The sequence below is a fragment of the Haloarcula argentinensis DSM 12282 genome (assembly GCA_000336895.1).
Lineage (GTDB): Archaea > Halobacteriota > Halobacteria > Halobacteriales > Haloarculaceae > Haloarcula > Haloarcula argentinensis.
The window spans coordinates 25000-50383 of the sequence record AOLX01000006.1 but is presented as its reverse complement, the minus strand read 5'-3'; the positions used below and the strand labels follow the sequence as shown (position 1 = coordinate 50383).

Annotated in this window: 22 protein-coding genes; 16 read left to right on the top strand and 6 right to left on the bottom strand. The window is 55.0% G+C overall.

What is annotated here, in order from left to right:
* Positions 1-49 precede the first annotated feature (49 nt).
* The gene (locus tag C443_RS02710) at positions 50-2722 is read right to left on the bottom strand and encodes a DUF1156 domain-containing protein (RefSeq protein ID WP_049943855.1); all 2673 of its coding nucleotides are present in this window, start codon (positions 2720-2722) and stop codon (positions 50-52) included.
* The gene (locus C443_RS02705) at positions 2722-5928 is read right to left on the bottom strand and encodes a DUF499 domain-containing protein (RefSeq protein ID WP_005533579.1); all 3207 of its coding nucleotides are present in this window, start codon (positions 5926-5928) and stop codon (positions 2722-2724) included. Before C443_RS02705 ends, C443_RS02710 begins: the two co-directional genes overlap by 1 nt.
* Before the next feature lie 132 nt (positions 5929-6060).
* Between C443_RS02705 and C443_RS02700 the strand changes: the two genes are divergently transcribed.
* Positions 6061-7809 carry a DEAD/DEAH box helicase gene (locus C443_RS02700; protein WP_005533577.1) on the top strand — a complete coding sequence of 583 codons (1749 nt, stop codon included), beginning with the start codon at positions 6061-6063 and terminating at the stop codon, positions 7807-7809.
* Positions 7802-8959 carry a hypothetical protein gene (locus C443_RS02695; RefSeq protein WP_005533575.1) on the top strand — a complete coding sequence of 386 codons (1158 nt, stop codon included), beginning with the start codon at positions 7802-7804 and terminating at the stop codon, positions 8957-8959. The genes C443_RS02700 and C443_RS02695 overlap by 8 nt, the downstream gene beginning before the upstream one ends.
* Positions 8960-9558: 599 nt before the next feature.
* Here the strand turns inward: C443_RS02695 and C443_RS02690 are convergent.
* Positions 9559-10815 carry a Cdc6/Cdc18 family protein gene (locus C443_RS02690; protein WP_005533573.1) on the bottom strand — a complete coding sequence of 419 codons (1257 nt, stop codon included), beginning with the start codon at positions 10813-10815 and terminating at the stop codon, positions 9559-9561.
* 762 nt (positions 10816-11577) lie between these two features.
* On the opposite strand from C443_RS02690, the gene C443_RS02685 reads away from it, so the two are divergent.
* From C443_RS02685 to C443_RS02660, 6 genes are all read left to right on the top strand, one after another.
* Positions 11578-12618 (top strand): hypothetical protein, encoded by a 1041-nt coding sequence (locus C443_RS02685; RefSeq protein WP_005533571.1) that lies wholly within the window; start codon positions 11578-11580, stop codon positions 12616-12618.
* A gap of 52 nt (positions 12619-12670) precedes the next feature.
* Positions 12671-13546, top strand: coding sequence for a hypothetical protein (locus tag C443_RS02680; RefSeq protein WP_005533568.1), 876 nt, complete (start codon positions 12671-12673; stop codon positions 13544-13546).
* Between the two features lie 119 nt (positions 13547-13665).
* A complete protein-coding gene (locus C443_RS02675; RefSeq protein ID WP_005533566.1) occupies positions 13666-13929 on the top strand; it encodes a hypothetical protein in 264 nt (87 codons plus the stop codon).
* Positions 13930-14059: 130 nt separating this feature from the next.
* A complete protein-coding gene (locus C443_RS02670) occupies positions 14060-14608 on the top strand; it encodes a hypothetical protein (RefSeq protein WP_005533565.1) in 549 nt (182 codons plus the stop codon).
* A gap of 97 nt (positions 14609-14705) precedes the next feature.
* On the top strand, positions 14706-15665 hold the full coding sequence (locus C443_RS02665; protein ID WP_005533563.1) for an ArdC-like ssDNA-binding domain-containing protein: 960 nt from the start codon (positions 14706-14708) through the stop codon (positions 15663-15665).
* 71 nt (positions 15666-15736) lie between these two features.
* Entirely contained in the window at positions 15737-16489 is a 753-nt protein-coding gene (locus C443_RS02660; RefSeq protein WP_193363473.1) for a hypothetical protein, read from the top strand.
* On the opposite strand, the gene C443_RS02655 is transcribed toward C443_RS02660, so the two are convergent.
* A complete protein-coding gene (locus C443_RS02655; protein WP_005533558.1) occupies positions 16454-17341 on the bottom strand; it encodes a hypothetical protein in 888 nt (295 codons plus the stop codon). The two genes, C443_RS02660 and C443_RS02655, sit on opposite strands and share 36 nt — an antisense overlap.
* A 100-nt stretch (positions 17342-17441) precedes the next feature.
* Between C443_RS02655 and C443_RS02650 the strand changes: the two genes are divergently transcribed.
* The 6 genes from C443_RS02650 to C443_RS02625 are packed head-to-tail and all read left to right on the top strand — an operon-like array spanning position 17442 to position 21827.
* Positions 17442-18383 (top strand): DUF6610 family protein, encoded by a 942-nt coding sequence (locus tag C443_RS02650; protein WP_005533557.1) that lies wholly within the window; start codon positions 17442-17444, stop codon positions 18381-18383.
* A 56-nt stretch (positions 18384-18439) separates the two neighbouring features.
* Positions 18440-19273 carry a DUF6884 domain-containing protein gene (locus tag C443_RS02645; protein ID WP_005533556.1) on the top strand — a complete coding sequence of 278 codons (834 nt, stop codon included), beginning with the start codon at positions 18440-18442 and terminating at the stop codon, positions 19271-19273.
* 44 nt (positions 19274-19317) lie between these two features.
* Positions 19318-19998, top strand: coding sequence for a hypothetical protein (locus C443_RS02640; RefSeq protein WP_005533555.1), 681 nt, complete (start codon positions 19318-19320; stop codon positions 19996-19998).
* Positions 19999-20033: 35 nt separating this feature from the next.
* Complete coding sequence (locus C443_RS02635) at positions 20034-20498, top strand: hypothetical protein (protein WP_005533554.1); 465 nt, start codon at positions 20034-20036, stop codon at positions 20496-20498.
* Between the two features lie 37 nt (positions 20499-20535).
* Positions 20536-21300, top strand: a complete 765-nt coding sequence (locus C443_RS02630) for a hypothetical protein (protein WP_005533553.1) — start codon at positions 20536-20538, stop codon at positions 21298-21300.
* On the top strand, positions 21288-21827 hold the full coding sequence (locus tag C443_RS02625; RefSeq protein ID WP_005533552.1) for a hypothetical protein: 540 nt from the start codon (positions 21288-21290) through the stop codon (positions 21825-21827). The genes C443_RS02630 and C443_RS02625 overlap by 13 nt, the downstream gene beginning before the upstream one ends.
* A gap of 138 nt (positions 21828-21965) precedes the next feature.
* Here the strand turns inward: C443_RS02625 and C443_RS21385 are convergent, their stop codons facing one another.
* Both C443_RS21385 and C443_RS02620 read right to left on the bottom strand, forming a co-directional pair.
* Positions 21966-22115, bottom strand: a complete 150-nt coding sequence (locus tag C443_RS21385) for a hypothetical protein (RefSeq protein WP_160163339.1) — start codon at positions 22113-22115, stop codon at positions 21966-21968.
* A gap of 4 nt (positions 22116-22119) precedes the next feature.
* Positions 22120-22929 (bottom strand): hypothetical protein, encoded by an 810-nt coding sequence (locus tag C443_RS02620; protein ID WP_049943854.1) that lies wholly within the window; start codon positions 22927-22929, stop codon positions 22120-22122.
* Between the two features lie 212 nt (positions 22930-23141).
* On the opposite strand from C443_RS02620, the gene C443_RS02615 reads away from it, so the two are divergent.
* On the top strand, positions 23142-23399 hold the full coding sequence (locus C443_RS02615) for a hypothetical protein (protein ID WP_005533550.1): 258 nt from the start codon (positions 23142-23144) through the stop codon (positions 23397-23399).
* A gap of 328 nt (positions 23400-23727) precedes the next feature.
* Positions 23728-25356 (top strand): LA2681 family HEPN domain-containing protein, encoded by a 1629-nt coding sequence (locus C443_RS02610; protein ID WP_005533546.1) that lies wholly within the window; start codon positions 23728-23730, stop codon positions 25354-25356.
* The last annotated feature ends 28 nt before the right edge of the window (positions 25357-25384 follow it).

The following is a 25384-nucleotide window of genomic DNA, read 5'->3' as shown; positions in this document are numbered from 1 at the left end:
ATCGGTCCTATCGCAGTTGTGAAGCGGAAGAATGTAGGTGAGCGTCCAATCAGTAGCTCGTGATGTCCCGATCTCCGAGCACGCGCGTGTAGGTGTCATCGCCAGTCACGTCGGCGAGTCGACCGGCGAGCTCGCGCATGTCGTCGTCGACGTCCCACTTCTCGACGTAGTTCTGGACGGCCTGGCCCTTCTCGTAGCGGTAGCGGAGGAACTGGAGTTTATCGAGGTTCGAGAGGTGGTCGTCGCTGTCGCCGTTGACGCGCTCTTGGATGTACGCCTGACGTTTTTCGTTGTCCCACGTCCCAAGTTCGAAGCCGTCGTCCTGGTTGTACAGGCGCATCTCCTTGAGGTCCTCCGGGTTGGCGTTGGTTCCTCGGGAGAGTTTGTTCACGTCGTCGTAGGAGACGTTGGCCGTGTCCAGCAGGTCGATGAACACGTCCTCGACGCCGATATCGCTGGCCTCCTGGATGATGCCGTAGATCTCCTGGACGACCTCCTTGGCAGACATGATTTCGCCGTCTCGCTGGACCTTCCCGTGGTGCTTGGAATATTCACGATAGCACTCACCCATTTCAATTACCCCAATATCACCTCGTGAGAGTTCTCGATTTTGCTCAAGCTCGCGGCGTGTGTGTCGGGCTGTTTTATATATACGTCGCCGGAGTGAATTCCAACTTGTGCTAGTCCTATTTGCCGAGGGACGAGCAACGACTATAATGTCAAAAGAAACCATCTCTCCTTCCATAAACTTGTTAATATCAGCAGATATTGGGTAGGTTGCTGTTATTTCGAATCCAACATTACATAGAGACTCTAGTAATTCACCCCATGACTCGGAGCTGCTATGATGATAAGTAAATACTAATGCTCCATCTTTTTTCAAAGCTTCTTGTATTCTTGAGAAAGCTTGTTCCAATTCAGATTCAAATTCTTTGTCCCCTTTATCTGATGCAGGATTAACTACGATGCTATCAGATCTTGGGGTGTGTTCTTTCTCAAAGAAGTCATAATCATTTTCCAGCATAGGCTTTAGCCAAACATAAAAGAAGTCAGAGAGTTCTGAGTAGAGGACATTGTTATAATACGGCGGATCAGAGATGACGAAGTCATACTCATTCGTTTCAGATAGATTGCGTACATCACCTTGTTCTACTCTACTATTTTCACCTATTGGCTTCGAAAACGGCTCTGTTTTCTTTGTTTCACCGTCCACGACATATCGTTCAGTTGGCGCTTTAGCATACTCAACAGCAGATTTTAACATACTAAATGAGGATTCAAATGTACCTCTTCCATATTTAGCTCCCCAAACATTACCTTCAGTTGGATACAGAGGTGGGTTCAATCGATTCGTGCGGAATAGATTACTCATGCCATTACGGTTTGCATCATAAGACACCATCATACAGTTTGTACGGAGACTATTAGTCACACAAAGGGTAAACATCTCTCTTAGATTATCATCTTCAATCTCATCGATCTCCTTCAAGAGCTTTGATAGGGAAAGTAGCTGACGCTCATTAAACAGATCTGTCCAATCTTCATACCCATGTCGTGGTAAATTTCCGTTCCCTGACATGGACCCTTCAAATTCGTATGCCATTGTAGACCAGCCTGGTCGAATGGGCTTGTTCGGGACGTACTTTTCAAGTTCAGGTGAGTTCTCCCATTCATTTTTGGCTTCCTCAAATATTTCTCGGTCCTCTTCTACTACCTGTTTATAACCTTTCACTTCACTTCTTTGAGCGCCCTTCTCTTCACAAGTCGGACAATGATACTCTATAGCATATAACCGAAGATTGAAGCCATCTTGTTCTTGGATCCCATCAATTACAGAATATTTTTGTCCACACTCATGGCAGATATAATCGCCATAATCGACGTTTCCTTCAGAAGGATTGAAATTAAATCCACAATCGTTACACACACACTCATCTTGCCAATCATCTACAAGTTGAATTGACTCACAGCTTGGACAAAGAACATTGTGTTTCCCATCATTCTCATATCTCCCTTTTGCTATTCTAAAGTCTCGGTACAAGGGAACAGTGGCTTCACAAGAAGTACAATTTAATTCTTTAACCCAAAAATTGTACATCACATCTGCCTTGTGATCCGAATGGTTTGGACAGGGAGTTCTATAATAATCAAGAATTTGTTCACCTACCGAGTCACGGAGATTGTTAAACATAGACTCGATTTCATCGACACTAGTTGAACCAGCATCCATTGTTTTCTTCGTGATGAACCAAGCAACAGGATTTAGATCACGCCCGACTGATTCAGTACCAAACCGAGATGATTCAACTAATGATGTACCTCCACCTGCAAATGGGTCAAGTATCTTAGTATCATCAACTCGAACATCCTTCGAATACAATTCCCAAAGTCCATCAGGGTCACTTATATCAACGGAATCAATCAAATCTTCAACATCATTATCTATCTCGGTGTAATCAGATAGCGTTTGATTTTCCGTTCCCGGTTCATATACCTCGACGTCTGATTTTTCATTAACTAGAGTATACAAGCAAATAGAACGGAAGACACACCCCAATCTACGGGCCCACCACTTGTGTAAAGTAGATGTCGGTCGATAGTGCTGCTTAGCTCGCCCCTCCTTCTCTGCAATATCGTTAATATGTTCGATAGGAAAACCTCGTTCAATCGGCAGTTCTGTACGCTCTTTTGTACCATCTACTTTCTCTGATTCTTTGGACATTATTTCTGGAAGCTGATTTCGATCTTCAGACTTGACGCCTCGTCGGGCATCCGCTCGAAGAGGTCCTGAACCTTTGTGTAGTCCTGCTCGGACCGCAAGGTCAGGCTCACCTGTGTCCGGTCAACGTCGGCAGTTCCCTGCAGTGCGCCGGGAATCCCCTCTTTGTCGGGGAGCATGAACGTTACGTCGCCGTATTCGACGGACCCGCTCTTGTGGTTGTTGCGCCACTTGGTTCGCATCGCGGCGACGTCGTCGCCGTTGTACTCGAAGCGCCACGTCTCGGCCTCGATGTCGGCTTTCCGGAACGGGTAGCCGGGCACCCAATCCGACGCCTTGTCCGACCCCGTCGTGTTGACGACGTATTCCGGGTCGTCCTCCTTGCCGATGTTCTCCAACAGGAAGGTTCGGACCATGTACTCGGTGACGCTGCTGTCGAATCGGTCGGTGACCTTGTTGACAGTGAACTGTTCGCCGGCGTCCAGCTCGTCTATGTACTCCAGAATCTGCTCGCCGATACGGTCCGGGACCGTCGGGACGATTTTGACCGTCATCGGGTCGCGGTCACCGAGCGAGTCCAGATACCGGCCGCCGGCTTCGAGGACGTAGTTCTCGACGAGGAACTCGTTGACCGCCTCCCGAGCCACGGCCTCCGTTTCGTCCGGTGGAAGGAACACTGTCTCGTCGGCCCGAACCTCGCCGATAATGGTGTCAAGATTCGCGTAGCCGTCGGCGTGGATGCTTTCTTCGATTCGGTCAGTCAGATAGGACGCGCCGACGACTGTCGCCCCGCCCACATCGCGGAGCGTCGCGTCGGACTGTGGCTTGTCGAGAATCTCGTTCCCGTGGACGATGACGTACTGATCTTCGCGGTTCAGTCGACCGATGGCCCGCATGACCACGTCGAGCGTGTCACCATCGATCCATACCTCGCCGTCTTCGACGAGGTCAACCTGGAAATCACCGATGTCGATGGCCGTCGTGCCGCTCCCGAATCGCTGTCGGAGTTCCTGCTCTACGTCATCGACGCCCCACACGTCCACGGCGTCCGTCTGCACGAGTACCGTATCAAGCGAACTTCCGGAGAGGTTGTCTCGGAAGCCCTTGGAGTCACGAGCAAGGACGGGCTTGCCCTCCAGCGCCTCCACCGTCGCGTTCAAGACGTCGTTCGCGCTCCCGGGGATGGGGAGCTGTGGGTCACGGAGGAACTGCTCATAAATGTCCTCGACAGAAATCTCACCACGACGTTCCAGCAGGTCCTCTGCGATATCCCAAATGTGGGACTGCAGATCGAACGGGTCGGCCGCCGCGGATTCGGCGATGTTAGACGCGTCGAGTTCGGCCTCGTCCAGCACGTACACGTCGAGATCCATCGGCGCGGCCATGTCGAACTCGTTGAGCAGGTCGTCACCATCAAGCACCTCTCCGTAGAGGAGCTGGAGTTCTTCACGGAGTTCGTTCTCTTCCTGTTCCTGCATCTCACGGATCGATTCGCGGATTTCTTCATCGAGAGATTCGTCGGCGAGAACCTGCCGTGCACCTTCGATGTAGCGAGCCTTGTCGATATACCGTGTCCCAGATTCGATGGCCTTGTCGCCCGACGGCTGGACAAACACGAGGGTGTTGCGCCACTCACGCCCCCGCCCATCGTTCGTGATGACTTGTTCGACCTCTTCTTGAGTCCACTGATCGTCCTTCACGATAACTTTGACCTCACGGTCGTCGGGGATATCCCGTAGGTCGTTAGTTCTGAACCCGACAGGATGGGCGTTCGACCCGAAGATGTCGGTGATGAAGTCTGCAACCTCGGCCTTCGCAGCCGTTTCAGAGACATCGACAGCAGCGTTGCGAATCAGTGCATTCGGGTTCTGCCGGTCGCGGATAGCATACTTCCCGTTGAGCTTGTGGAGGTGCCACGCGACGCCGTGGAGCCGTTCGAGGTTGAGCACTACGTCGGAGACGAGGTCGCCGGTCTGGTACGCGCCCATGACAATTTCTGAGACCTCAGCACCCTCGCCTTCGCTGGGCTTCAGCGAGTAGAGGAGAATCGTGTTCAGGATGCGACGACCATGGGGGACCTCGTCGGTATCGATGCGACTCTTGATGTCGCCTGTCGCGGCGTTGAGCCGCTCGTAGTTGATCTTCGCCAACTCGTCCTCAAACTCGATGGCGTCGATGTCGCCGTGGGTGATGAGGTCCGTCTGGTCCTGCATCTCCAGCAGAACCTTCGAGAAGAGGTAGATCATCCCCCGCGTGTTCTGGTTTTCCTCGTCTGCGTAGTACCGCGTTTCCAGCGCGTCGAGAAGCACGGGATGGAACGGGTAGAGATCGTGCATCTCCGATAGCAAGTCATCGGGGAGAGAGACATGGTCAGACTGGTCATAGGCGTCGAAGTACCCGTTGACGATCTCCCGGGCTGCGTTCTCCTCGACAGAATCAATTAGACGGTGGCGGAGGACCTCGCGCTTGTCCACCTGATTGTTCATATTAACCTCGACTGCCTGCTCTCGATTCAGAATATCATGGACCTCGGAACCCTCACGGAGCACGGAGACGATAGTGTAGAGTTCAAGATCTGAGAGCGCGGTCGATTCGAGCAGCGACTGGAGGAACGCCTTGTTCGCGCTCTTGCGGTCTCCCTGTAGGGTATCGAACCAGTCCTCAAGCTCGTCGACGAAGAACGCCACCGTCTCGTCGCCGACGGCGTCCTGAATCGTCTGCATATCCGGATAGCCGCCAGATTCGAAGGTACCGGGGTCGTAGTCCAGCGCTTCGAAGAACGGCTCCCATAGGTGCTCGTACTGCTCGTTGTGCATGGCGACCGTGATGGGAATCGCAGACTCCGGAAGTGCATCCTCGAACCCTTCGATGGAGTCTCCGGCCCACGTCCCGGCTGTAGCGGGGTCGTCGAAGCAGTGGTACAGCGCCACCATTTGGTGGGACTTCCCGCTCCCGTATGGTCCATAGAGAATATGCGTCCCACGGGGGTCTTCGCCGGTCAGCGAATCGCGAAGAATCGACAGCGCCTCTCTCAACCCCTGTGTCATCAGCGTCCGCTCAAAGAAGAGATCGGCGTCGGACTCGAACTCCCCATCGTCGTCGACGTTGTAGAGTTTCACCTGCCCGTCGATTTGCCCTTCCTCTCGTAACTCACGGCTCAGGGTGACCGTATCGGCGAGAGTCTGGGACAGCGCCGTTGTTTCTGCCATCTTGATACTCAAATACACATCAGTATGGCGCAATAAACACTATGGTCGTGATTTCGGCTGCAGATACTGACTTGACCGACTCGGCGGGATACTCACAAAACATCTTTTACAATCACTGAATATTGGCTGACCATGGATGGCTACGACCTCGTCGATGTCGAGGTCACCCACGAGTCTGCGGACGATATTCTCGATAGCTTGTCCCAAGGCGCTACCGACCACATACAGAGCGTCCAAGCCACTCGCCTCCAGGCCGGCCAGCCGGACTCTGAACTCCGTGCACTGAAACAGTTAGACGAGAACTCGGTGAAGATGCTCGAACACCAAGTAGATGCTGCGTATCGAGCACTTTTTGAGATGGACGGGAAAGCGCTGCTCGCCGACGAAGTCGGTTTGGGCAAGACCATCGAGGTCGGGATGATTCTGAAGGAGATGCACTTTCGCGAGACGAATGATTCAGTTCTTATCCTGACGCCAGCACAGCTGGCCAAACAGTGGCAGGCCGAACTCAGAGAGAAGTTCGGTCTCGACTTCGTCTGCAACTACGACGACGAGTTCAGCGGTTTCGACAACCACGACTACATCATCGCCAGCATCGATACCGCGAAAAGCGACCGGCATCGCTCGACGGTCCTCAAGCGGGATTGGGACGTGCTTGTCCTCGACGAGGCTCACTATGTCAAGAACGAGGATACGGACCGCTACGACCTCATTGACCGGCTCACCTACAACTATGCGTTCTTCCTGACGGCGACGCCGATTCAAAACGAACTCACCGACCTCTACAATGTCGTCTCATTGCTCCGCCCCGGCCTCTTCGGAACACGAGACGTCTTCCACCAGTACTTCATCGATAGTAGTCAGGAGACGCTCGTCAACCGGGACGAGCTACACGAGCGGTTGCACAAGGTAATGATTCGGAACAGACGAGCCGAAACAGACATCGACTTCACCGACCGGACAGTCGATACGCGAACGTTCGATCCATCGGCGGCGGAGCGAGAACTCTACCAAGCAGTCTCGGACTATGTGAAGGGTGCATACGGGCAAGACCAAGGTCAAAAATTGGTCCTGATGCTATTGCAAAAAGAGGTTGTCAGTAGTCCTGCTGCGCTCAAACATACTATCGAGAAGAGGTTAGACGAGCAGTCGGAACTCACGCATGCCGACGAGTTGGAGTCAATTCTTGACCTCATTGAGGGGATTGAGACAGTAACCAAGCAGGAACGCCTCCTCGACATCGTCGAAGAGGCCCGCAATAACGTCGAGAAGGGTCGTGTCATCGTCTTCACTCAGTTCCGGGCTACACAACGCCAAGTACTCGACAGACTCGCTTCAGAGGGCTACACCGTCCACTCATTCCATGGTGGGCACTCCAGCGAGGAGAAAGAGCAGATTGTGGAGGAATTCGAAGAGGAAGGCGGCGTTCTTGTCTCGACTGACGCGATGAGCGAGGGCCGTAATCTCCAGTTCTGCAATATCCTCGTGAACTACGACCTACCTTGGAACCCGATGCGCGTCGAACAGCGAATCGGCCGTATTCACCGTATCGGGCAAAAACGCAGTGTCTATATCTTTAATATGGCGTTGAAGGATACGGTTGAGGAATATGTTTTGGACCGACTGTATCATAAGATCGACCTCTTCCAGCAGAGTGTCGGCGAACTAAGCTCGATACTGAGCCGACTAGAGGAGTCCGGAACCAGCTTCGAAGATGAAATCTTCGAGCGATTGGTCAACGCTGGTTCCGAGGTTGACTTGGAGAATGACTTCGACGACATGGCTGTTGATCTTCAGGAACAGCGTGACCTAGCCGACAAATTAGAGGAATTCAACAGTGGCGTCTTCGATGGATTCGACTTGGGAGCAAGTGATGACTGACGCTGCCGTGCCCGTGACGCAGTCTGCTGTAGAAATCTTCACTGAGCAGTATCTACGAACGCTCGGCTGCGATATCGACAAGCATGACAATCGATGGGCGGTCACTACTCCGAACGAAGTCGACAGCGAGCTACTGACAGACTCACTAACGCTCGTCTGTGGCAGTGACGTCGGCGACGGGGCGGCCGAGGAACTCCATCCCGAGAGTCAATTTTTCCAGACACTTCTCACCGAGGCGAGCGAGCGGACACCGACGGGGAAAATCTCTCTCGAAACGGACGATGCTGCTGTTCAAATCCCTAGGTGGCTTCAGGGAAGCGACATCGAGGTGAGTTCAGCGGATTTCACACCGTACTACGACCGAACAGCACTCGTGGTACTATTCCGTGTGAGTATTGAGACAGTCAGTGAGTACCAGACAGAACTGCTGCGGGCAGTGGCACTCGATACTCGGTCCGAGGAATTCTTGCCCACGCTGGAGGAAACCTTTCTACAGATCGCATCGCCAGATAATGAAGCGGAAACGAGTAAGCCGATGGATATGCAGGCTGCCGACATCCAGCCTCTTTTCGACACTGCGCGAGAGGAAGTCGTCGACCGAATTCAGGAAACTACCGATGAGATCCATCAGGAAGCTTCCCGAGCAGCCGACGCCGAAGTCGAGGAGTTCCGTCAGATGCAACAGCAGCGTATCCAGGAGTTAGAAGAGCAACTATCGAACCTCTCTGGGAGAATCGACAATTTGAGCCAACAAATCAATAGTAGCAACGAAGGCGAACGCGTCGAAGCGCTCAAAGAGCGCAAAGAACTCAAAACCGAATATGAGGATGTCGACACCGAACTCGATGATTTGCGACAACGTCGTGATAAAGGATTCCCCGAGCGACAGCATGAGATTCGGGCAAGACATGCGCTGGATGTTCAGGTGGAGCCACTGACGATTACCGAAGTCGAATACGAAAGTGGAGACCTCGAAGTGGCTTTAGCCACTGATGAACACACATGGGACTTTGCCGCAGGATATGGATCTGGCGTCGGTATTACTGAAGCGGTCAATTGCAGTAAGTGTGGGAAAGAGTTTACTGAAACAAACCCTGTACGGGATATCGATCAAGGGTTGATTTGCTTAGACTGTTATCGACAAGAATAGATTCGGCGACGATAGGTTGACCATTCTCTGCGGGTATCCTCATCTCCCACCGTCCCATCTGATATCAGAGCACTGATTCCGTTCTCGAGTGGGCTCATGCATCAAATACTCTACTGAGTTTCAGAACAGAAAGGTAGTCCTTTCTACGGGCCCGTCAAAAGGTGGTCAGTTTATGTGTGCGCTGACGCCGCAGGAAGTCTGCTAGAACTCAGTATCTACGCCTGTGTAGTAATATTGAGTGCAGTTTACAACAGAGGGCGGCGGAGGGAAAGAGGGGATGTACGGGGATGGAGCGCGCGAGAGGACATGTCAGAGGGCACTCAGTTGGCTCCATCCCTAAGCGGGGATCGGGTGTGGGCGATGGTAGGCGGGCGTGTCGGATACTTTTCGGGGACCGCCTCCGACTGGCGGCTATCTATTTCTACTGGCTGACCTGTACTAAAACCCTGCAGCGAGTTTCTGCCTCAGAAACTTTGCTTCCAATTGATTCTGTCAGGCACAACGAACCAGCCGGTTTTCGTCTATCCAGACCCTCCACCGTTTCCGGAGCTTTCAGCGACGGAAGTTAGCTCAAGTTCTCTTTGGAATTACAGACTAGATTAGTAGTCGGAGAGGCCCGATTGAAGGAGGTTGTTATCGTCAGCCGTCGATTCGATGATATTCGCGAGTTCTTCGAAGCGAGTCGTTGAGAGGAGAACCTCAAGTACGGCTTGCAGCGGCACGTCAAGCTCATACTCGTGATACCGGCCAGCCGAGAGTCCCTCGTTCCGTTCATAGACGCTGATGAGCCCAAGCATATTCATATCCGAAAGATGGTCACGAACACGGCGTTCGCTCACGCTGTCGGTGTCGAGCCGGTCGCAAATCTTCACGTATCGCTCGTAAAGATTCCGAGAGCGGACAGGAACATTATCGAGTGCTTGGTAGTACGCGAGCGCACAGAGGACGGCATGTCCCTGTGTCGTGAGTTCCTGCATTCCCTCGTAGAGTTGATTCTTTTCCAGTTCGTCCTGAGCGTCTCGGACATGATCCTCAGTTACAGTGTCAGAATCAGCAGCTTGCGCGAGTTCGCCGGCTTCACGGAGCAGCCGGATTGCTTGTCGGGCCGATCCCGTGTCCTGCGCGGCAAAAGCTGCACAGAGCGGGACAGCGTCTTCTGATAAAACATCATTATAGAACGCTTTCTCGGCGCGTGGGTTCAGGATTGAGCGCAGTTGATTCGCATCGTACGGCGGAAACAGAATCTCCTTTTCAGCGAGCGTGTCCTTGACCTTCGGTGAAAGATTGTCCCGGAACTGAAAGTCGTTGCTGATACCAACGATTACTGGACGGACATTGTCGACGTATCCATTCGATCGTGCCCGGGGAAGCCCGTAGAGGATGTCGTCAGAGTGTCCGATGTTATCAATTTCGTCCAAGACAATCACGACGGTCCCACCAAGCGCGTCGAGCTCTTCATACAGAATATCAAAGACCCGCTGCTGAGAGTAGCCGGTGGTACTGATTCGATCTTTGTTCTGTCCTCCACGTAGTTCATTGACAAGGGCAACAGCGACTTGGTAGGACGAGGATAAATTCTCGCAGCTGACCCAGACAGTCGAGAGCATGACGTCGTCATACTCAGCAGCGTCTTGCTCTAGATGCGACAACATAAATTTCGTCGCGACGGTCTTCCCTGTCCCCGTCTTGCCATACAGAAAAATGTTCGACGTCGGTCGGTTATCGATGATTGGTTGGAGGGCTCGCTGATATTTCTCGAGTTCCTTGTCCCGTTCGCGGATATCCTCGGGCTCATAAGAGTCGTCAAGAGGTTCCGCATCAGCGAACACCTGACGATCTCGTTGGAACATCCCCATGGTAGTCTGACATACAGCACAATATAATAAAGCCACCGCTTCCTTAGCTTCCGGAGCGTCCGGAGCTCGCCTATTTAAAAAGGATTGGCATACCACCAGTTCCGGAGCTCCAGTTCTTTATATAACACACTCACTCCACCGTTTCCTAAGCTATGTCTAAAGCACCTAGTCTCCACCCAGCAATACTACTATATAAAGCAAAAGAACTAATACATATACTACGAAACAGTAACCGCAATACTACTAAAATAATCTTCTAGAACAGAGTATATTTAACACGATAGAAAAGAGATTGTGGAGTAACTGGAACTTCCGGCAATCTATACCGTTTCCCCTGTATCCCTCCATCCTTCTTTCGTGGATAGCTTCGGAAACAGTGGAGTGAGGGTTCCGATGATTAGCCGGTCGAAAAAGCTCCGGAAATGGTGGAGTGTCCGTGGTACCTTACACTGTCTGTGTCAATGATATTTTTCCGACCGTGTTCTCAACTTTGAGTTGTTTCCTCCTCTGAGTAGATGCTAAGACCCGTCATGTCAGCGACTCTCTGAGCAGTGGATAACTCCAGAGTAATTAAAGTAGATCAGTGTAATACAGATTAGCTCCGGAAACGGTGGAGGGGGTGATGGAGGTCCACCCCTTCCGTTGTTACTAAAACTGCGATAATCTCCCGATACTGGCGACTTTGGCGACGGTTGCTTCGGAAACGACGGAGGGACGTTTCTAGGTTCAATAGAATTTTGTGTTCCTCTGGCGGGTGAGAGGATGACTGACCTCACACTCGGTACGTTCGGTGACGGAGATAGCGCCGACAACGACCACACTCCCGACGCGGTGAGCATCGCTCGATGTGCGACGACGTGTCGCGCGCCCGATCGCGACGGAGCCAGTTGGGCGTCCCCAGACGTGGACTGGGGCCTCACAACGCAGCGGCCAGTGTCGACGATCAACACGTCGGCTAGTCGAGCACACAAGCAGCAAACTCGGTGGGTTGTCGACGGCGACGTCGGAGAGTACGTCGCCGAGTGCGGAAATGGCGACCTCATACAAATTCCAGCCACGTACGGCGATTTCGACTCAATCGACACACGAGTCACGTTCGTCGACGGACTTGCAGACAGCTACGGGTACGGGATCGACGCCCAAGCACTCGAAAAGGCACTTCGAGTCCTCACCGGCGGTGGGCGGTACACGGCGTCGAAATACTCAGCGATCCTGTGTGGGAAACAGCCGTGGATTCTGACGGGGCCGGAAGGCACACTCCTGTGCAGCTGTATGCCTGTCGAGCGGCCGGAATCTCCGCCCACACAGAAGCTTCGGACGCCGGAAACGACCCTGCAAATCGAGGAGCAGAACCAAGCAGTCCTCACCGGGGCCGCCGAATTTGCACACCTCCTGTCGGATTCGCTCGGTGTCAGTATCGAGACGATGGACTATCACTCAACAACTCGGGACGAGGCTCGCCACTCGTTCGTCGGAGAGGAAGACAAGTTCACCATCCGAGCCAGCGACTTGGCGCAGCTGTACGGGTTGACCACTGATCCATCTGTGATCCAAGCGACAGTCTGCCGTGGAGTCCAACCCCCCAACGGTGGCGACACAGTCTCAGTCGAGTGGGACGGCCCCGAGCATCCAGTCGGATATCTCGATGAGGGAGATGTGGTCGCTGGCTACGGATTTACGTGGGAGCAACCCGACGAGTCATTAGAGGATGTTGCTGTTGTTCGTGAGTATCGAATCACGCAGAACCACTCGCGGTGGACAGTCGACTACCGGACCCATCGACTCACGTCGGTAGTCCCTTAGCGGCGTCAACGGTAGATTTTGTGGCCCCTCCGGGAAGTGGAGGGTAATCGAGATGTCACAGTCACCAGCGAGCAGCAGTACCGAGACAGCAACCACAGACGCCGAAACGGGCGTGTCAGAGACAGCTGATGCCGAGACACCAGCGGACCTGGATACTACGGATCTCCTGACGCTTGACGCCCCACAGTATCTCCAGATCAGCGGAGACGTGCAGTTGTTCGACCAGATCTTCTCGGCAGTAGGCACGGTCACAGACAAGGCACGACTGGGGATTGGGGACTCTGGGATTGCGATTCGAGCAGCTGACTGGCAGGGACACGCGATGGTCGATCTACGTGTCGCTGGGAGTTCGTTCAGTTCTTTCGACGCAGCGACAGGGACGCTCGGGGTAAATGTCGAACGGGTTCGAGATGCACTCTCGATCGGTAATGCGGGCGACCTCGCACAGTTTGCACTAGACTCGGCGAACAGCACACTCGAGATTAACATCGACGGGATAACGCGCACTATCGGACTTGACCCGATTGAATCGCTCCGCTACCCTGTTGAAATGCCGGATATTGATCTTCCAGCAACTGTCCACCTGAGTCCAGACGATCTGTCGCTTGGACTCTCGGCAGCGGATATGCTTGGCGACCGGTTTGACCTCGTAGTGGATTCTGAGGCCGGAGAGATGCGGTTCGTCGCAAGCGGGGACACCGACAGCATGGCCTATCGCCGACCAAAGACTGATCTCATCGCATTCGAGCCTGCGGACGCCGAGGTAAAACTGGATTCCTCATTAGTCAAATCAGCCCACTCTGGCCTTCCAGACGGAACAAATCGGGTGTTGCGCGTCGGAGACGAAGTGCCGCTCGTGCTGAAATCGGAGTTCCCCGACGCTGATGGAGCGATGCAGTTCGTTATTGCACCGAAGCTCCCGAACTGACTCGGCTCCCCATTGTTTTGCGGAAACGGTGGTGTCTTAACCAACACCGACTGCCATACTTCTGTTCTGTTGGTTAACTCCGATTTTGTGTCCCCCAGTCGAGTGAGGGATTTTCCTCCATGGAACCGACCGAAACAATTCCGGACTACGAACGATTCGAGCGTGAACAGATCGCACAGGACCGCGACCGGCAGCGTCCTGATACCGTCGAGATCGACGAGCCACGAGGCCGTGAGGTCGTTACCAGTCTGCTTGAAGCGGGCGTGGTTGAGCCGATTCCAGAGCAAGAGGTCTTGCAGCACGTCTCGTCGGGCAAGTGCTTCGACTCGGACTTGGCGCTGGTGTACTTTCACGAGGGCTGGGAGGCTGCCACCGAGGAGTAGCCGACTCGCAGGCTAACCAACACGCTGCCTCATATACCACTCAGTGTTGGTTAGCGGCAAGGTCCCTTCTCTAACGCGGCGTGCTGGCGCGTCCCGAGAGTTGATACCGCATCGGAATTTTCCAAAGCGTATGGACCGCACTGACTGGCCGACGCCCGGACCAAACGAACCCGTTCCGGCGTGGGACGAGTATCGCCAGCTGCGCAAGGCCGTCCACGACTACCTTGACCACCAACCGGAGGACCCGACGTGGGACGACATCTGGCGAGCGCTTGCCGCGATCACGGGAGAATACCAGCGCGATTCGTTTGCCCAAGCCTTCGACCTCGATGGGGCTGCCGAGACAGCCTGTATCCGGCGTCTTATCACGGGCGACAATGAGTGCCCACACTCACCGCTTGACGCCGACAGCGACCCGAACGGACCGCCTCACAGCCCGCCAGCAGACGACCACGCGACACTCTGGCTTGACGACGGTGAGCCGGTACTGTACTCGATGCACGTCTACCCGGGGAACATCGAGCGACTGGATTCGCAAGAGCCGCCCCACAATCTCTGGTTCGACGTCTTTGAGTTCGCTGCTGAGTGGGGGTTGGAGGTCTCGGTCCTGCCGAAGTCGTGGTACAACCTTGGCTCTGCCATCCACGTCGTCTTCCACCCGCCTGAGAGATACAGGTAGCCAGCTCGCTCTTCTCACACTGAGCTACGGCGTCGATTTTCTGTCCCCCAGTGGCAGTGCGGGGGCGTGCCCGAGAGTGCGTCCCGGAAACAGACCAATGTCAACGATACAGTCAGACACTCCAGAGCAGTCCAGTCAGCAGAGCACCTGCACATTCGACGATTCGGACTCCCGAGACGACGAGATGCGCGAGCAGCTTGATGCGTGGGTCGAGGATCTTGTCGACCTCACGAGCGAGGCACAGGCCAGCGAGCAGTTCCAACAGTGGCTTGATGTGCAGTCGCAGTTCCACGATTACTCGGCACGGAACACCCTACTCATCAAGCTCCAGTGTCCCGAGGCAACACGGGTTGCTGGCTACCAGACTTGGAAAGACGAGTTCGACCGGTACGTCCAGGGCGGCGAGAGTGCGATCTGGATCTGGGCTCCGATCATCACGAAGAAATGCCCCGGATGCGGGAACTCGCCGTCGTACCACGAGAACACGGACTGTGAGTACGACGAGACAGACCCCGAGCAGTGGCGTCGGGGGCTAGTCGGATTCCGGCCAACGTCGGTGTTCGATGTCTCCCAGACCGAAGGCGAGCCGCTTCCCGAACTGGAGACGGAAGCTCACGGCGACCCGGATGGACTCGTTGAAGACCTGTTGGATGCAACCGACGAGATCGGCGTCGACGCACGAATCGTCGCCCCAGAAGAATGGGAGCATGGGTCTGCTCGGGGCGTCTGCCAGCGTCGGAGCGTGATGACCACGAATCCGATGGTCGAAGCGGTCGACCGGGATAATCGGGCCGCTCTTGCGAGTACACTCATTCACGAGTTCGCCCACGCTCATCTTCACTTTGACGTCGACGATGAAACGGAGCGCTCGAAGCGAGAGGTCGAAGCCGAGGCGGTCGCTTACGTCGTGAGTCGCCATTTCGAGTTGGACCCCGACAACTCGGCGTTCTACTTGGCGGCGTGGGACGGCGACGCACCGGAGACGTTGCAGGACCGGCTGAACCGTATTTCATCGACTGCGGCGGAGCTGATCGACGCCGTCGAAGGTGAGAGCTGAGAAGGAGCGGTGTCTTTCCAGACGTGCTTGAGAGCAGTGTTTTGTGACTCCCTTGCTGGGCGAGGGAGAATATGCGTTCCACAGCAACGTCTGGGAGCAGTCCTGTCGGACAGTTCTTGAGTGTGCTGGCAGATTTGCGTGACCAGATTGGAGGGCCGTACTACCTCGGAGATGTCACTGGTCGGTTGGATTGGCCTGACCGAGGGGTGTACTTCTTTTTCTCGCCAGCAAGCGACCTTCGCGCAACGACAGCGGTCGATTGGCGGCTCTCCCGGATCGGCACCGTCGGCGTCAGTGAAGGTTCGTCGAACACACTCTGGAGCCGGCTCAGGCAGCACCGGGGCAACGTTCGGGGCAAGTACGCCGGCGGTGGCAACCATCGCGGGTCGATCTTCCGCTTGCACGTCGGGCGCGCACTGATCGAGAAGCACGGCTGGCACGACGAGTATCCCCACTGGGGCGAGCAGAATCCCGACGCCGGGACGACAGCTGTTCGCGAGCAGGAACACGAACTCGAACAGCGCGTTTCAGAATATATCCGGGATCTGCCGTTTCTCTGGGTGGACGTTCCGGGCAAGCCCGGACCCGAGTGTGACCGTGCCGAGATTGAGTCACATACCATCGCGATGGTTTCGAGGGATCGTCGATCTGCAGGGCCGTCGGACCTCGACTGGCTAGGATATCACTCGCCGAAGTCTGAAGTGTATCAGTCGGGCCTGTGGAACGTCCGGCACGTCTCTGACTCGTTCGACCCGTCGGTCGTGGACCAGTTATCAGAGTACGTCTCGTCAACGGAAGCGCTGGACCACCAGTCGCGGATCTGAGAGCACGTTCCGCAGGGAGGACTCAGTACGCTCGACTACGACCCCGTAGGCAATCCCGACTAGTGGCGCAACCACCGGAATCCACGCCAGTACTGACATGAACGGCTCCGCCGAGAATGCCTGCCAGATTCCAGCGTACATCAAAACAACGCAGACAGATGCAACGGCTGTCGACAGCCGCCAGCGGACTCCAGCCACAAGCCCGGCCAGTGGGAGGCCGTAGAACGCTACGTCACCCACGGGCGAGGGGAAAGGAATGGCGACGGCAATCGCACAAAGATATCCCAGAAACATCGCTGTGCCTCCAACAAATGCGATGGCTAACTGTCGCCATCCAGCACGCTCATCGGTGTCGTCCTGGTCGGACTGCTCGTCGCTTTCCTGTGTCGTCGTGTTGACTGGAAGAGGACTCGTCGACCGTGTCTGGACGTGGTTAACTTCTATACGCGAGACATCACGAGACTGCCCGCTGTCCTCAGTTTCTTCACCTTCGACTTCCTCGGTGATCGGAACGTCACTCTGCAACGCAAGCACTCTGTGGGTGTCCTCTTCGGGACTGTCTGCTGGCTCTTGTCTGGCTGACTCCGGCAGGTTCAGTCGCCCTGTCTGCTTCACGTCGATCTCGCAGAACGCACACACCGTCAGGAGGTTCGTTGTTTTGTTCGTTCCACCGTCCTCGGCAGGGACTCGTCGCAAGACCTCCAAGTCTTCCGGTTGGTACTGGGTTCCACAGTTGGCGCAAGTGTTGTCATCCAACTGCTTCCGGAAGACAATCCGGTACGCCCAGTCTGGAGGGTAGTCGCCCTCGTAGTTCTCAGGGTCGTCGTATTGCGATTCGACGCCTTCCTTCATTCTAACAGACACTTCTTCCCGTCTCCGTATTTAAGCCGGGGGGTAGTTTTTTGCCGCGCCTGCCAGCTGGGCGCGCCGGTCGGTGCGCTCGGTATTCTCCATGTCTTCAGAAGCGCGACGCTCCTGGTCAGCGACGGCTATCGGCGATGCACAGCAGGCTGAGTATATCGGATTCCTCCACCGGGAGCCGTTCGTAATCGATGCTTACCGGCTTGGATTCACCGTCGGCGTTCGCGAGGACTACAGCTACCAGTCCTCGCTACGGAACGTCGACGTCCCGATTGAGATGCTGGATAACGACTTCCGGAATCCTGATTTGGACCGATATATCGAACGCTTCGAGCAGTGCGAGCCATCGGTCGGGATGCTCGGCGACGCATACAACCAGCAGGAAGCGCGACGGTACAACCAAGCCGCACGGGAACTGAAACGGAAGTTTCCGGGGACGGAGGTGATTATCGTCCCGAAGTGCCACGAGGCAATCGAGGAAATCGACGAGGACATTGTACTCGGCTACCCGATGGGCTACTCCGACCAGACTGCAGAGGAATACACGGACATCGTGGACTGGCGAGGACGGCGCGTGCATTTGCTGGGGGCAAGTCCGACGAAGCAGTATCCGGTAATCGAGGAGTTGACCCAACCACGGGTCACTGGGGAGAAACCAGCCGATATCGTCGGCGTGGACTGGAACGGAGTCCATCTGGCGGCGCTGCACGGCGAGTACTTTTCACCACACGGGTACGGGAGTGCGGACCACCTATCCATCCGGGAGACGGTTCAAGTGAGCTTGCGACACATCAGATCATACTGGAAATCGCGGGGGGTATGGCCGGCTACAGAGACAGATCGGAATCCGTTAACAGCGGAACCGATGGACCCAGTCTGGGCCGCTGATGGCACGAGAGCGACCGTAGACGGTCTCGAAGATGCGATCGTCGTTGAGTACGAGAACGGACAGACACTCGCGTATCGGAACCAACACGAGCGAGACAGAATAGAATACCGAGCAGGACTCGCTCCCAGTGTGGTTCACACGTAGGAGAGAACATTCGCACTCTGGGGATTTTGTAGCTCCCAATGGAGTGAGGGAGCCAAATGACTACCACACAAACTGAACGGACCCGTGGCCGCTTCGTACTCATCGGGTGCGGCGACGCGAAAACCGACCAGCCAGTTGCGGCCCGCGATCTGTATACATCGTCATACTTCGTAGTCAAACGATCGTATGCCGAGGCAGCTGTCCAGTGGGCTCGAACTGCTGACCGACGGGCGAACTCCGGGGGCATTCTCTCTGCGGAGCACGGGATCTTGCTGCCCCGACAGACGGTCGCTCCGTACGACACGACCATTGAGGACCTGCGCGGCGACCCCATCGAAGGCGAGACCCATTACCGGCTCCCGTCGGGGGAACGAGCCAAGAGCCAACTAGATCGCTGGGCACTTCGCGTTCATTCGTCGCTGGCTGATTGGCTCCGCCGGCCATACGCTGCCGATCAACAGGAATCTCCGTGTCGAGAGCTGGTCGTTCTGGCTGGCAGTGACTACGTCGACCCACTGCGTAAGCGCGGGATTTTCGATGGACGGCCAACTGCGATTCGGACTGGCCGGGAGACACACACTGCCCTCCCGCCGAAGGCAACCGTCCGGTTCCCGTTTCAGGAGCGCGACTTCGACGGGATGTTCGACCAGATGAACTGGCTTTCAGACCGCACTGAGGAACTTGAAGCAACTGCAAAGCCGGCCCGTCGAACAGAACTCTCAGCCTTCGATGGCGGCTTCGAGCGCGAGTCTGCTACGTGGCAAACCGATCATAGCGATGTCGACGTTGAGGAGACCGAACAGGCAGGACTGGATGCGTTCGAGAGCGTCCCTGAGCGGTTCCTTGCCACGAGGCAGACGAGCCTTACGACCGACGGCGAGGAAGAATAGCCCCCTGCAGTGAGTGATTTTCTGTTCCTCTGGGGGGTGAGAGGATGACAACAACTGATCCGACTCAGACACAGGATGGACAGCTAGACCAGCAAGCCGGGTTCGACTTCAGTAAGCCAAATAAAGAACACGAGATTGAGGCGTCGTACTCGTGGGGGTATGTCGACACCATCTACATGGACGACGACGGCGAACTCGTCCGCTCACAGGATACCGATGGCTACTACCGCGACGACGAATCGTTCGAGTGCACCTGTGGGGAGACATTCAGTTGCGAGGCAGAGGCAGAAGCACATCTTCGAGACAAAGCCTTCCAAGGCCCACCGGTGCCGGTTGCCGGACACCCGGAAGAATTGCGTTGGGAAAACGAGGCGGAGACTGGATTCGACGAGCGTGTCGAATACATTCCAAGCGTGTCAAAGACCGCTGCACAGGTTGTTGAGGGAGCTGACTATCTGATCGCAACGGCACGAGCAACCCTGACGCCGCCGGCCAACCACGAGTTCGACGACTGGGAGTCACTGCAATCTGGCCGCCTGTCGAACCATTGTGGCGACCCGCTGTTCTCGGCACGGCTCTTGTCGAAGGCCATCGCGACGCTTTCGACAGGGTATCAGTACGTCCCAGACCGGTACACGCTGTATTTCCGCGGGCACACAGCACTGTATTTGGAGGGGCCGAGTGGCGGTATTATCATCGCTGAGCGGCTGCCAAGCCTCGACTGACGCGGCAGTTTTCTGTTCCTCCGGCGGGCGAGAGGATGACAGAACATACATCCGAAATCAGTAGTCCATCACCTGCAAGCAGCGCCGTATCGACGGTCGCCGAGCAACTGACTCCGGTCGTCAAGCCCCCTTCGCCGTTTGTCTGGACGGACGACGTGGTGTCTGCATTCGACGGTGCCGTAACCATTCGCCCAGAAGCTGCCCGGTATCCAATCGCTGCAACGGTTGTCGATGGCGCTGAGTATCTTGTCGCAACGGCCCGGGAGACGTTCACTCCGCCAGCTGATTACCGGTTCCAGTCCTGGAACGAACTCCAGTCGGGCCGCCTTGCACTCCGGTCGGGCGAGCCACAGTTCCCACCAGCGGATGTGAGCCGTGCAATCGCAACGCTTGCTGAGCGGCCCACATACCAGCCCGAACGGTTCACACTCTTCTATCGAGGCTCAGAACCGCTCTACATTGAGGGGCCAGATGCCGGAATCGTCATCATCCCGTGGTGACTCTGGGTAGTTTTCTGTTCCTCTGGCGGGTGAGAGGATGACCCACTCAGCATCGACACGACCGCAGTCGTTCCAGCATCGTTCGCCAACAGACATAGGAGAGTGTTCCTGTCCGATCCACGCTGACAGTGATCCGTTCACGGCACCGCTTGGGGTTCGATTCGCTGACCACGTCACCGTTGAGCCAATCGATAGAGAAACCGCGTCCGGCGTGTATGAGGCCCATCACACCTACATGGGCTCGCTCCCGTCGGTCAATCTCACCCACCACGGACTATATTTTCAGGACTCGCTGGTCGGCGCTATCACGTATCGGTATCCGCTGATCTCGAAGAAGCGAATCCGGTACGGCGTCGACGGCCAGCTCTGTCCCGAACCAGTTGAGATCGACGATCTTCCAGCGGAGATTCGAGGCACTGCCCGGCGAGTCCTCCCGTCGACGGACACGCCAGTTGTCGACAGTGAGGTCGTCGCCGGCGACACAATCGTCGAGGCCGCACGGATTTGTCTCGGCGTCCGGATGCCAAACCTCGCCTCAGCGGCGTTGGCTCGCTCACAGGAGCGATTCTTAGCGGGCGACGACCGCGGCACTCGCTTCTTGTTGACGTGGGTTCGCTCGGACTACGACGGGGCGATGGTTCGAGCGCTGAAAGACAAGGGCTGGACCTGTACAGGCTATCGTGAGCCGGGGCAGGCAAGCAACCGCGAGGACAAGCCGATCCGCGAGCGCTACAAATGGCGCTTTCTTTGTCCTGTCGAGACTGCTCGCGAACAGCCAACACTTGCACGGTGGTCCCGGTGACTGACATCCAGCCCGACGCAACGGCTGACCGGTGTCGGTTCTGCGGGGACAGGACAGCCGACATCTACGGCGAGGCACGCACGTACGTCCGGTGGCCCGACGAGGTCGACCGAGAGGACGGTCTGTTCCGGTTTACGATCTGCGAGCAGTGTGCGCTCCAGCGGCGTTCCAACGTCGAGCAGGCGGCTTCGATCTTCCACGAGGCAGATCGAGACTACCTCCTAACCTGTGACGTCTGTGGGGCTGTTGGCTGCCAGTCTGCAAGTACTCGTCGTCCAGCAGCGGACACGTACCGGATTGCGAGTATCGTCACCTGGTCGGTGACGATCAACGGCTTCGACGGAGCAACACACTCCTGTGTCGACTGCAGTCCCATTGTGCCCATAGATTGTGTCAAGTCTCCAGACCGGACGTACAACGACGCAGTGCCCCGTCTCGTTGAACCGCCGTTTGACTCAGTTGCGAAGACAGCGGACGACGCTCCAACTGACAGTGAACAAGTTGAGATCGGTGGCTGGGTCGGCTAGCTGGCTGCGGATTTGTGGTAGGTGAGCTTGTTTCACTGTTGCGTGAGCAATACAGAGAATCTACTCAGCAGATATCGGCACTTGTTTCTCCGCTAATCAAATAGACTAACTAGTCACACGCTGTGGAAGTGAAAACCGCTACTCCTCGTCGACTATTTCTTCGAGTTCCTCTCGCAGCGCTTCTAAGTCCTTATTGCTTGAGCCGCTAATCTCCGAATTCGACGAACTCCCTTGGAATTGCGGCGTGTAGTCTGGGTCGTCTTCGGACGGCCAGTTTGGGGAAACCATATTTTTACCTAAGTGAATCTATGTCGGCATCGTTGATAGTATTTTCCCGAGCGGTACGTTCTGCCTCACGAACGTCCTCGATCACACTTTGGATGTTTCTGATACGGTCGGTGTCAAGGAGACTAACCTCATCGCCAACTACGGCAATGTCCATGTTGTCGCCTACACCCTGCGCTTCACTGGCCTGATTTTTTGCATCAGCGGCCAGCATTAGTGCATCCTCAAGATCTTCGGGTTCGTATCCATTCCGCATGAACGTCAGACTTGCAGAGCCGGCACCGGAACCAATGCACTGAAATCCGAGTGAACGGTGCCGGGTGAGACTCCCGTCCCGAAGTTCGAGTATCTGAGCGCCGTGATCGTCATCAACGCCTGCGATGAGCATGTTCGTTCCGCTCTGAATCTCCTGCTTAAGATCGCTTATCTGTGACATAAATTCAGCGACCATGTCGTCGCTCAGTGGAACACCTTGATTCGTTAATTGATTTAGGGTCAAGTCGTAGTCTGCCAAAATCTTGTTGTCCGCCTCGTCACGAACAATCGCGTGAATCTCTTCAACGAATAGTTCGCCAACTGCTTGAACTGTATCGGGCGGTTGGTCAATGATTCGGTTCCCTACTCGATAGTAGAGTTCATCTGCGTATGAGAGCGTTCCTGCAGCGACAGCTGCCACAGCAGGGTTTCCAGCCGACACCATCTCAAGTTTGCCGTCAGAATGTTCATGCTCGACCGCCCCTGTCGTTACCATTCGGTCTGCTATTAATACTACAGCTGGATCATCGCCGTTGTACGCGGCACCAATTCCAACAGTCATTGAATATTAACTAAAATGCAGCAAAGTTAAATATGGCTTCTGAATTAACCCATCAATCTGTCGTCGGTACTGACCGACTCGCGCTCTGTATGCAGCACGGTCTCGTCAAACTGTCACAAGCTGAGAGATTCAACAAAGCCATTCACATCGATACCGGAGTGTTCGAACTAACCAACACAAACCCTATTTTGTCCGGTTGTGTTGGTTAGTATATGAGCGGCCACGAACACGCCGAGGCAGCGCTGGCGGCGCTGGAACGTATAGACGGTGTGGAGCATGACGAGGCCGTTCGGGACGCCCACCAGAACGCACTCGCCGCCGTCGACGAGCTGGCTGAGGCGCTAGCGGATAATGAGGCCGACGAGATTGAGATTGAGGCCCCGACGGCTGGGACGACGAAGACGAGTGGAAAGAGCGCGTGGATGACACTCGCGACGACGGTGACGTGCCGCCAGGGAAGGGCACGCTGACAACGAAGACAATCGACAAACGAGCATACTACTACCTGCAGTGGCGCGAAGGAGAACAAGTCAAGAGTCAGTATGTCGCGCCGGTGAGCCCGTCGTAGCGCGGTTTTCTCCGGAAACGTGGGTGTGAAAACAGTCGTCCTGAATACGGCAGTTCACTCGGAGGATTGTAGCCGCCACTTGGTCAGTACGGCGTTTATAGAGGCTCTGTCGCTTTGAATACAACCGTATTGTCTTGTCGAGTGTTATAATGAAGTAAGTAGGTCAATCATCTCTACTTTGCGAAGGGTGTGTGCGACGTTTGATTACAATTGGCTGCGAATCCTTCAGTATGACTGACGAGGAGGACATCTGTTTAGAGGATCTTTCTAAGCCGATAGCCGAGAAGCCGAATGAGAATCTTGAACAGCGGTTACAACTGCTTGTAGAGGCAGAGAGAGATGAGTGGAGTGAGTTGGATCCGTCGATGCATCTCCAGTTGACAGGGGCGCTCATCAATTATTCTGAGGACTTGGCTCGGATCGATGGATTAGAGAGGGCGATAGAGTTGAACGAAGAGCTGTCGGTAGAGGATCTTTCAAACTTTCACCGAGCGCAGCGGTACTACCAGTTGGCAAGCGCATATTCTACAAGAGAGGCCTTTGACCCGGATTCGGAGACGGAGTACACGTTCTTCGACTCCGATGATTTAGTGAAATCGATGGCGTATCTGCGGGCAGCTGTTGCTTCGGACTACTTGGATGATCTGCCTGTAGAGAGGATGGTGAAGACGTACACCGATTTCGCTAATTTGCTGTCTCGTCTTGGCCGTGTCGTCGAGGCCTTGAGATGGTACAATAATGCGTTGCAGATGAATCCAGAGCATGCAATAGCGTTGGGGAATCGGGGGCAGTGCAAGATGGAGTACGGGTCACTGCTGTTCACTGAAGGCCACAATCCAATGTTTATGTATTCGGCGTACAGTGACTTGGAAAAGGCGTTAGAGAACTCTGAGGATTTGTATTCGCGCGCTGAGCAAAATTTCCGGTTCCTCAAGCAGAAGGTGGAGCGGTTTTCCGATGACAGGTTGGCAGTTGAGAACAACGACGAATACGATTTAGGAGAGTCAGACCGGAATTCGGAGTATCATCAGTGGGTGCTGGAGAACGGTTTGTACCTGAATCCGTTGAACGATATTTCTAAGCATTCTTCCGTTGCCCACGACTACTTCCATTTGCCGAATATGCTGGTTCCTGATGATGATGACTTCCCGTATCCTGGGATCTACAATCAGGTGAAGCAGGAGTTCGCCTCAGCTCGGTATCTGTACTTTGAAGCCGTGGAGAGCGAGGATGATGGCGGCCACTTCTCCGATAGAGGTGTGAAGCTGCCGGATACTCTGGATTATGCTGTGTACGGGTATCGGACAGAGCAGGTGAAGACGGCACTGCGTCTTTCGTACTCTATCTTCGATAAAGTCGCTGAGATCATCAACCACTATTTCGAGGTCGGCCAGAAGAATCCGAATTTCAATCAGGTTTGGTTCCAGGGCGGGGACTACAAGCAGGGCTTGGCAGAGCCGTTCCAGGATTCGGATAACTGGCCGTTGAACGCCTTGTTTTGGGTTAAGAAGGATTTCCATCACAGCATCAGTGAACGGGATGGGGATTCTGTGGTCACTGTTGCTCACGAACTTCGAAGTCTTAGGAGAATGGCAGAGCACGACTATATGAAAGTTTTCCACGACGATATCGTATCTTCGCCGCCTAATAAGAGAGTAATCGAGGATTCGCTGTATGATGAAGTTGGGAAGAACGAGTTGCAGGATGCTGCGTTAGAGATGTTGAAGCTGAGCCGTGCTACATTGATCTATGTCTCCTTAGCGATTCACCACGAGGAGCGACTGAAGCGTGAAGAGTTGAATGGGAAGGCGTTGCCTGTTGCCGGTGAAGCGATGATTCCGGACCACTTGAAGGAGTGACTCAGTAGCGCCCTCTCCAGCTACCCTA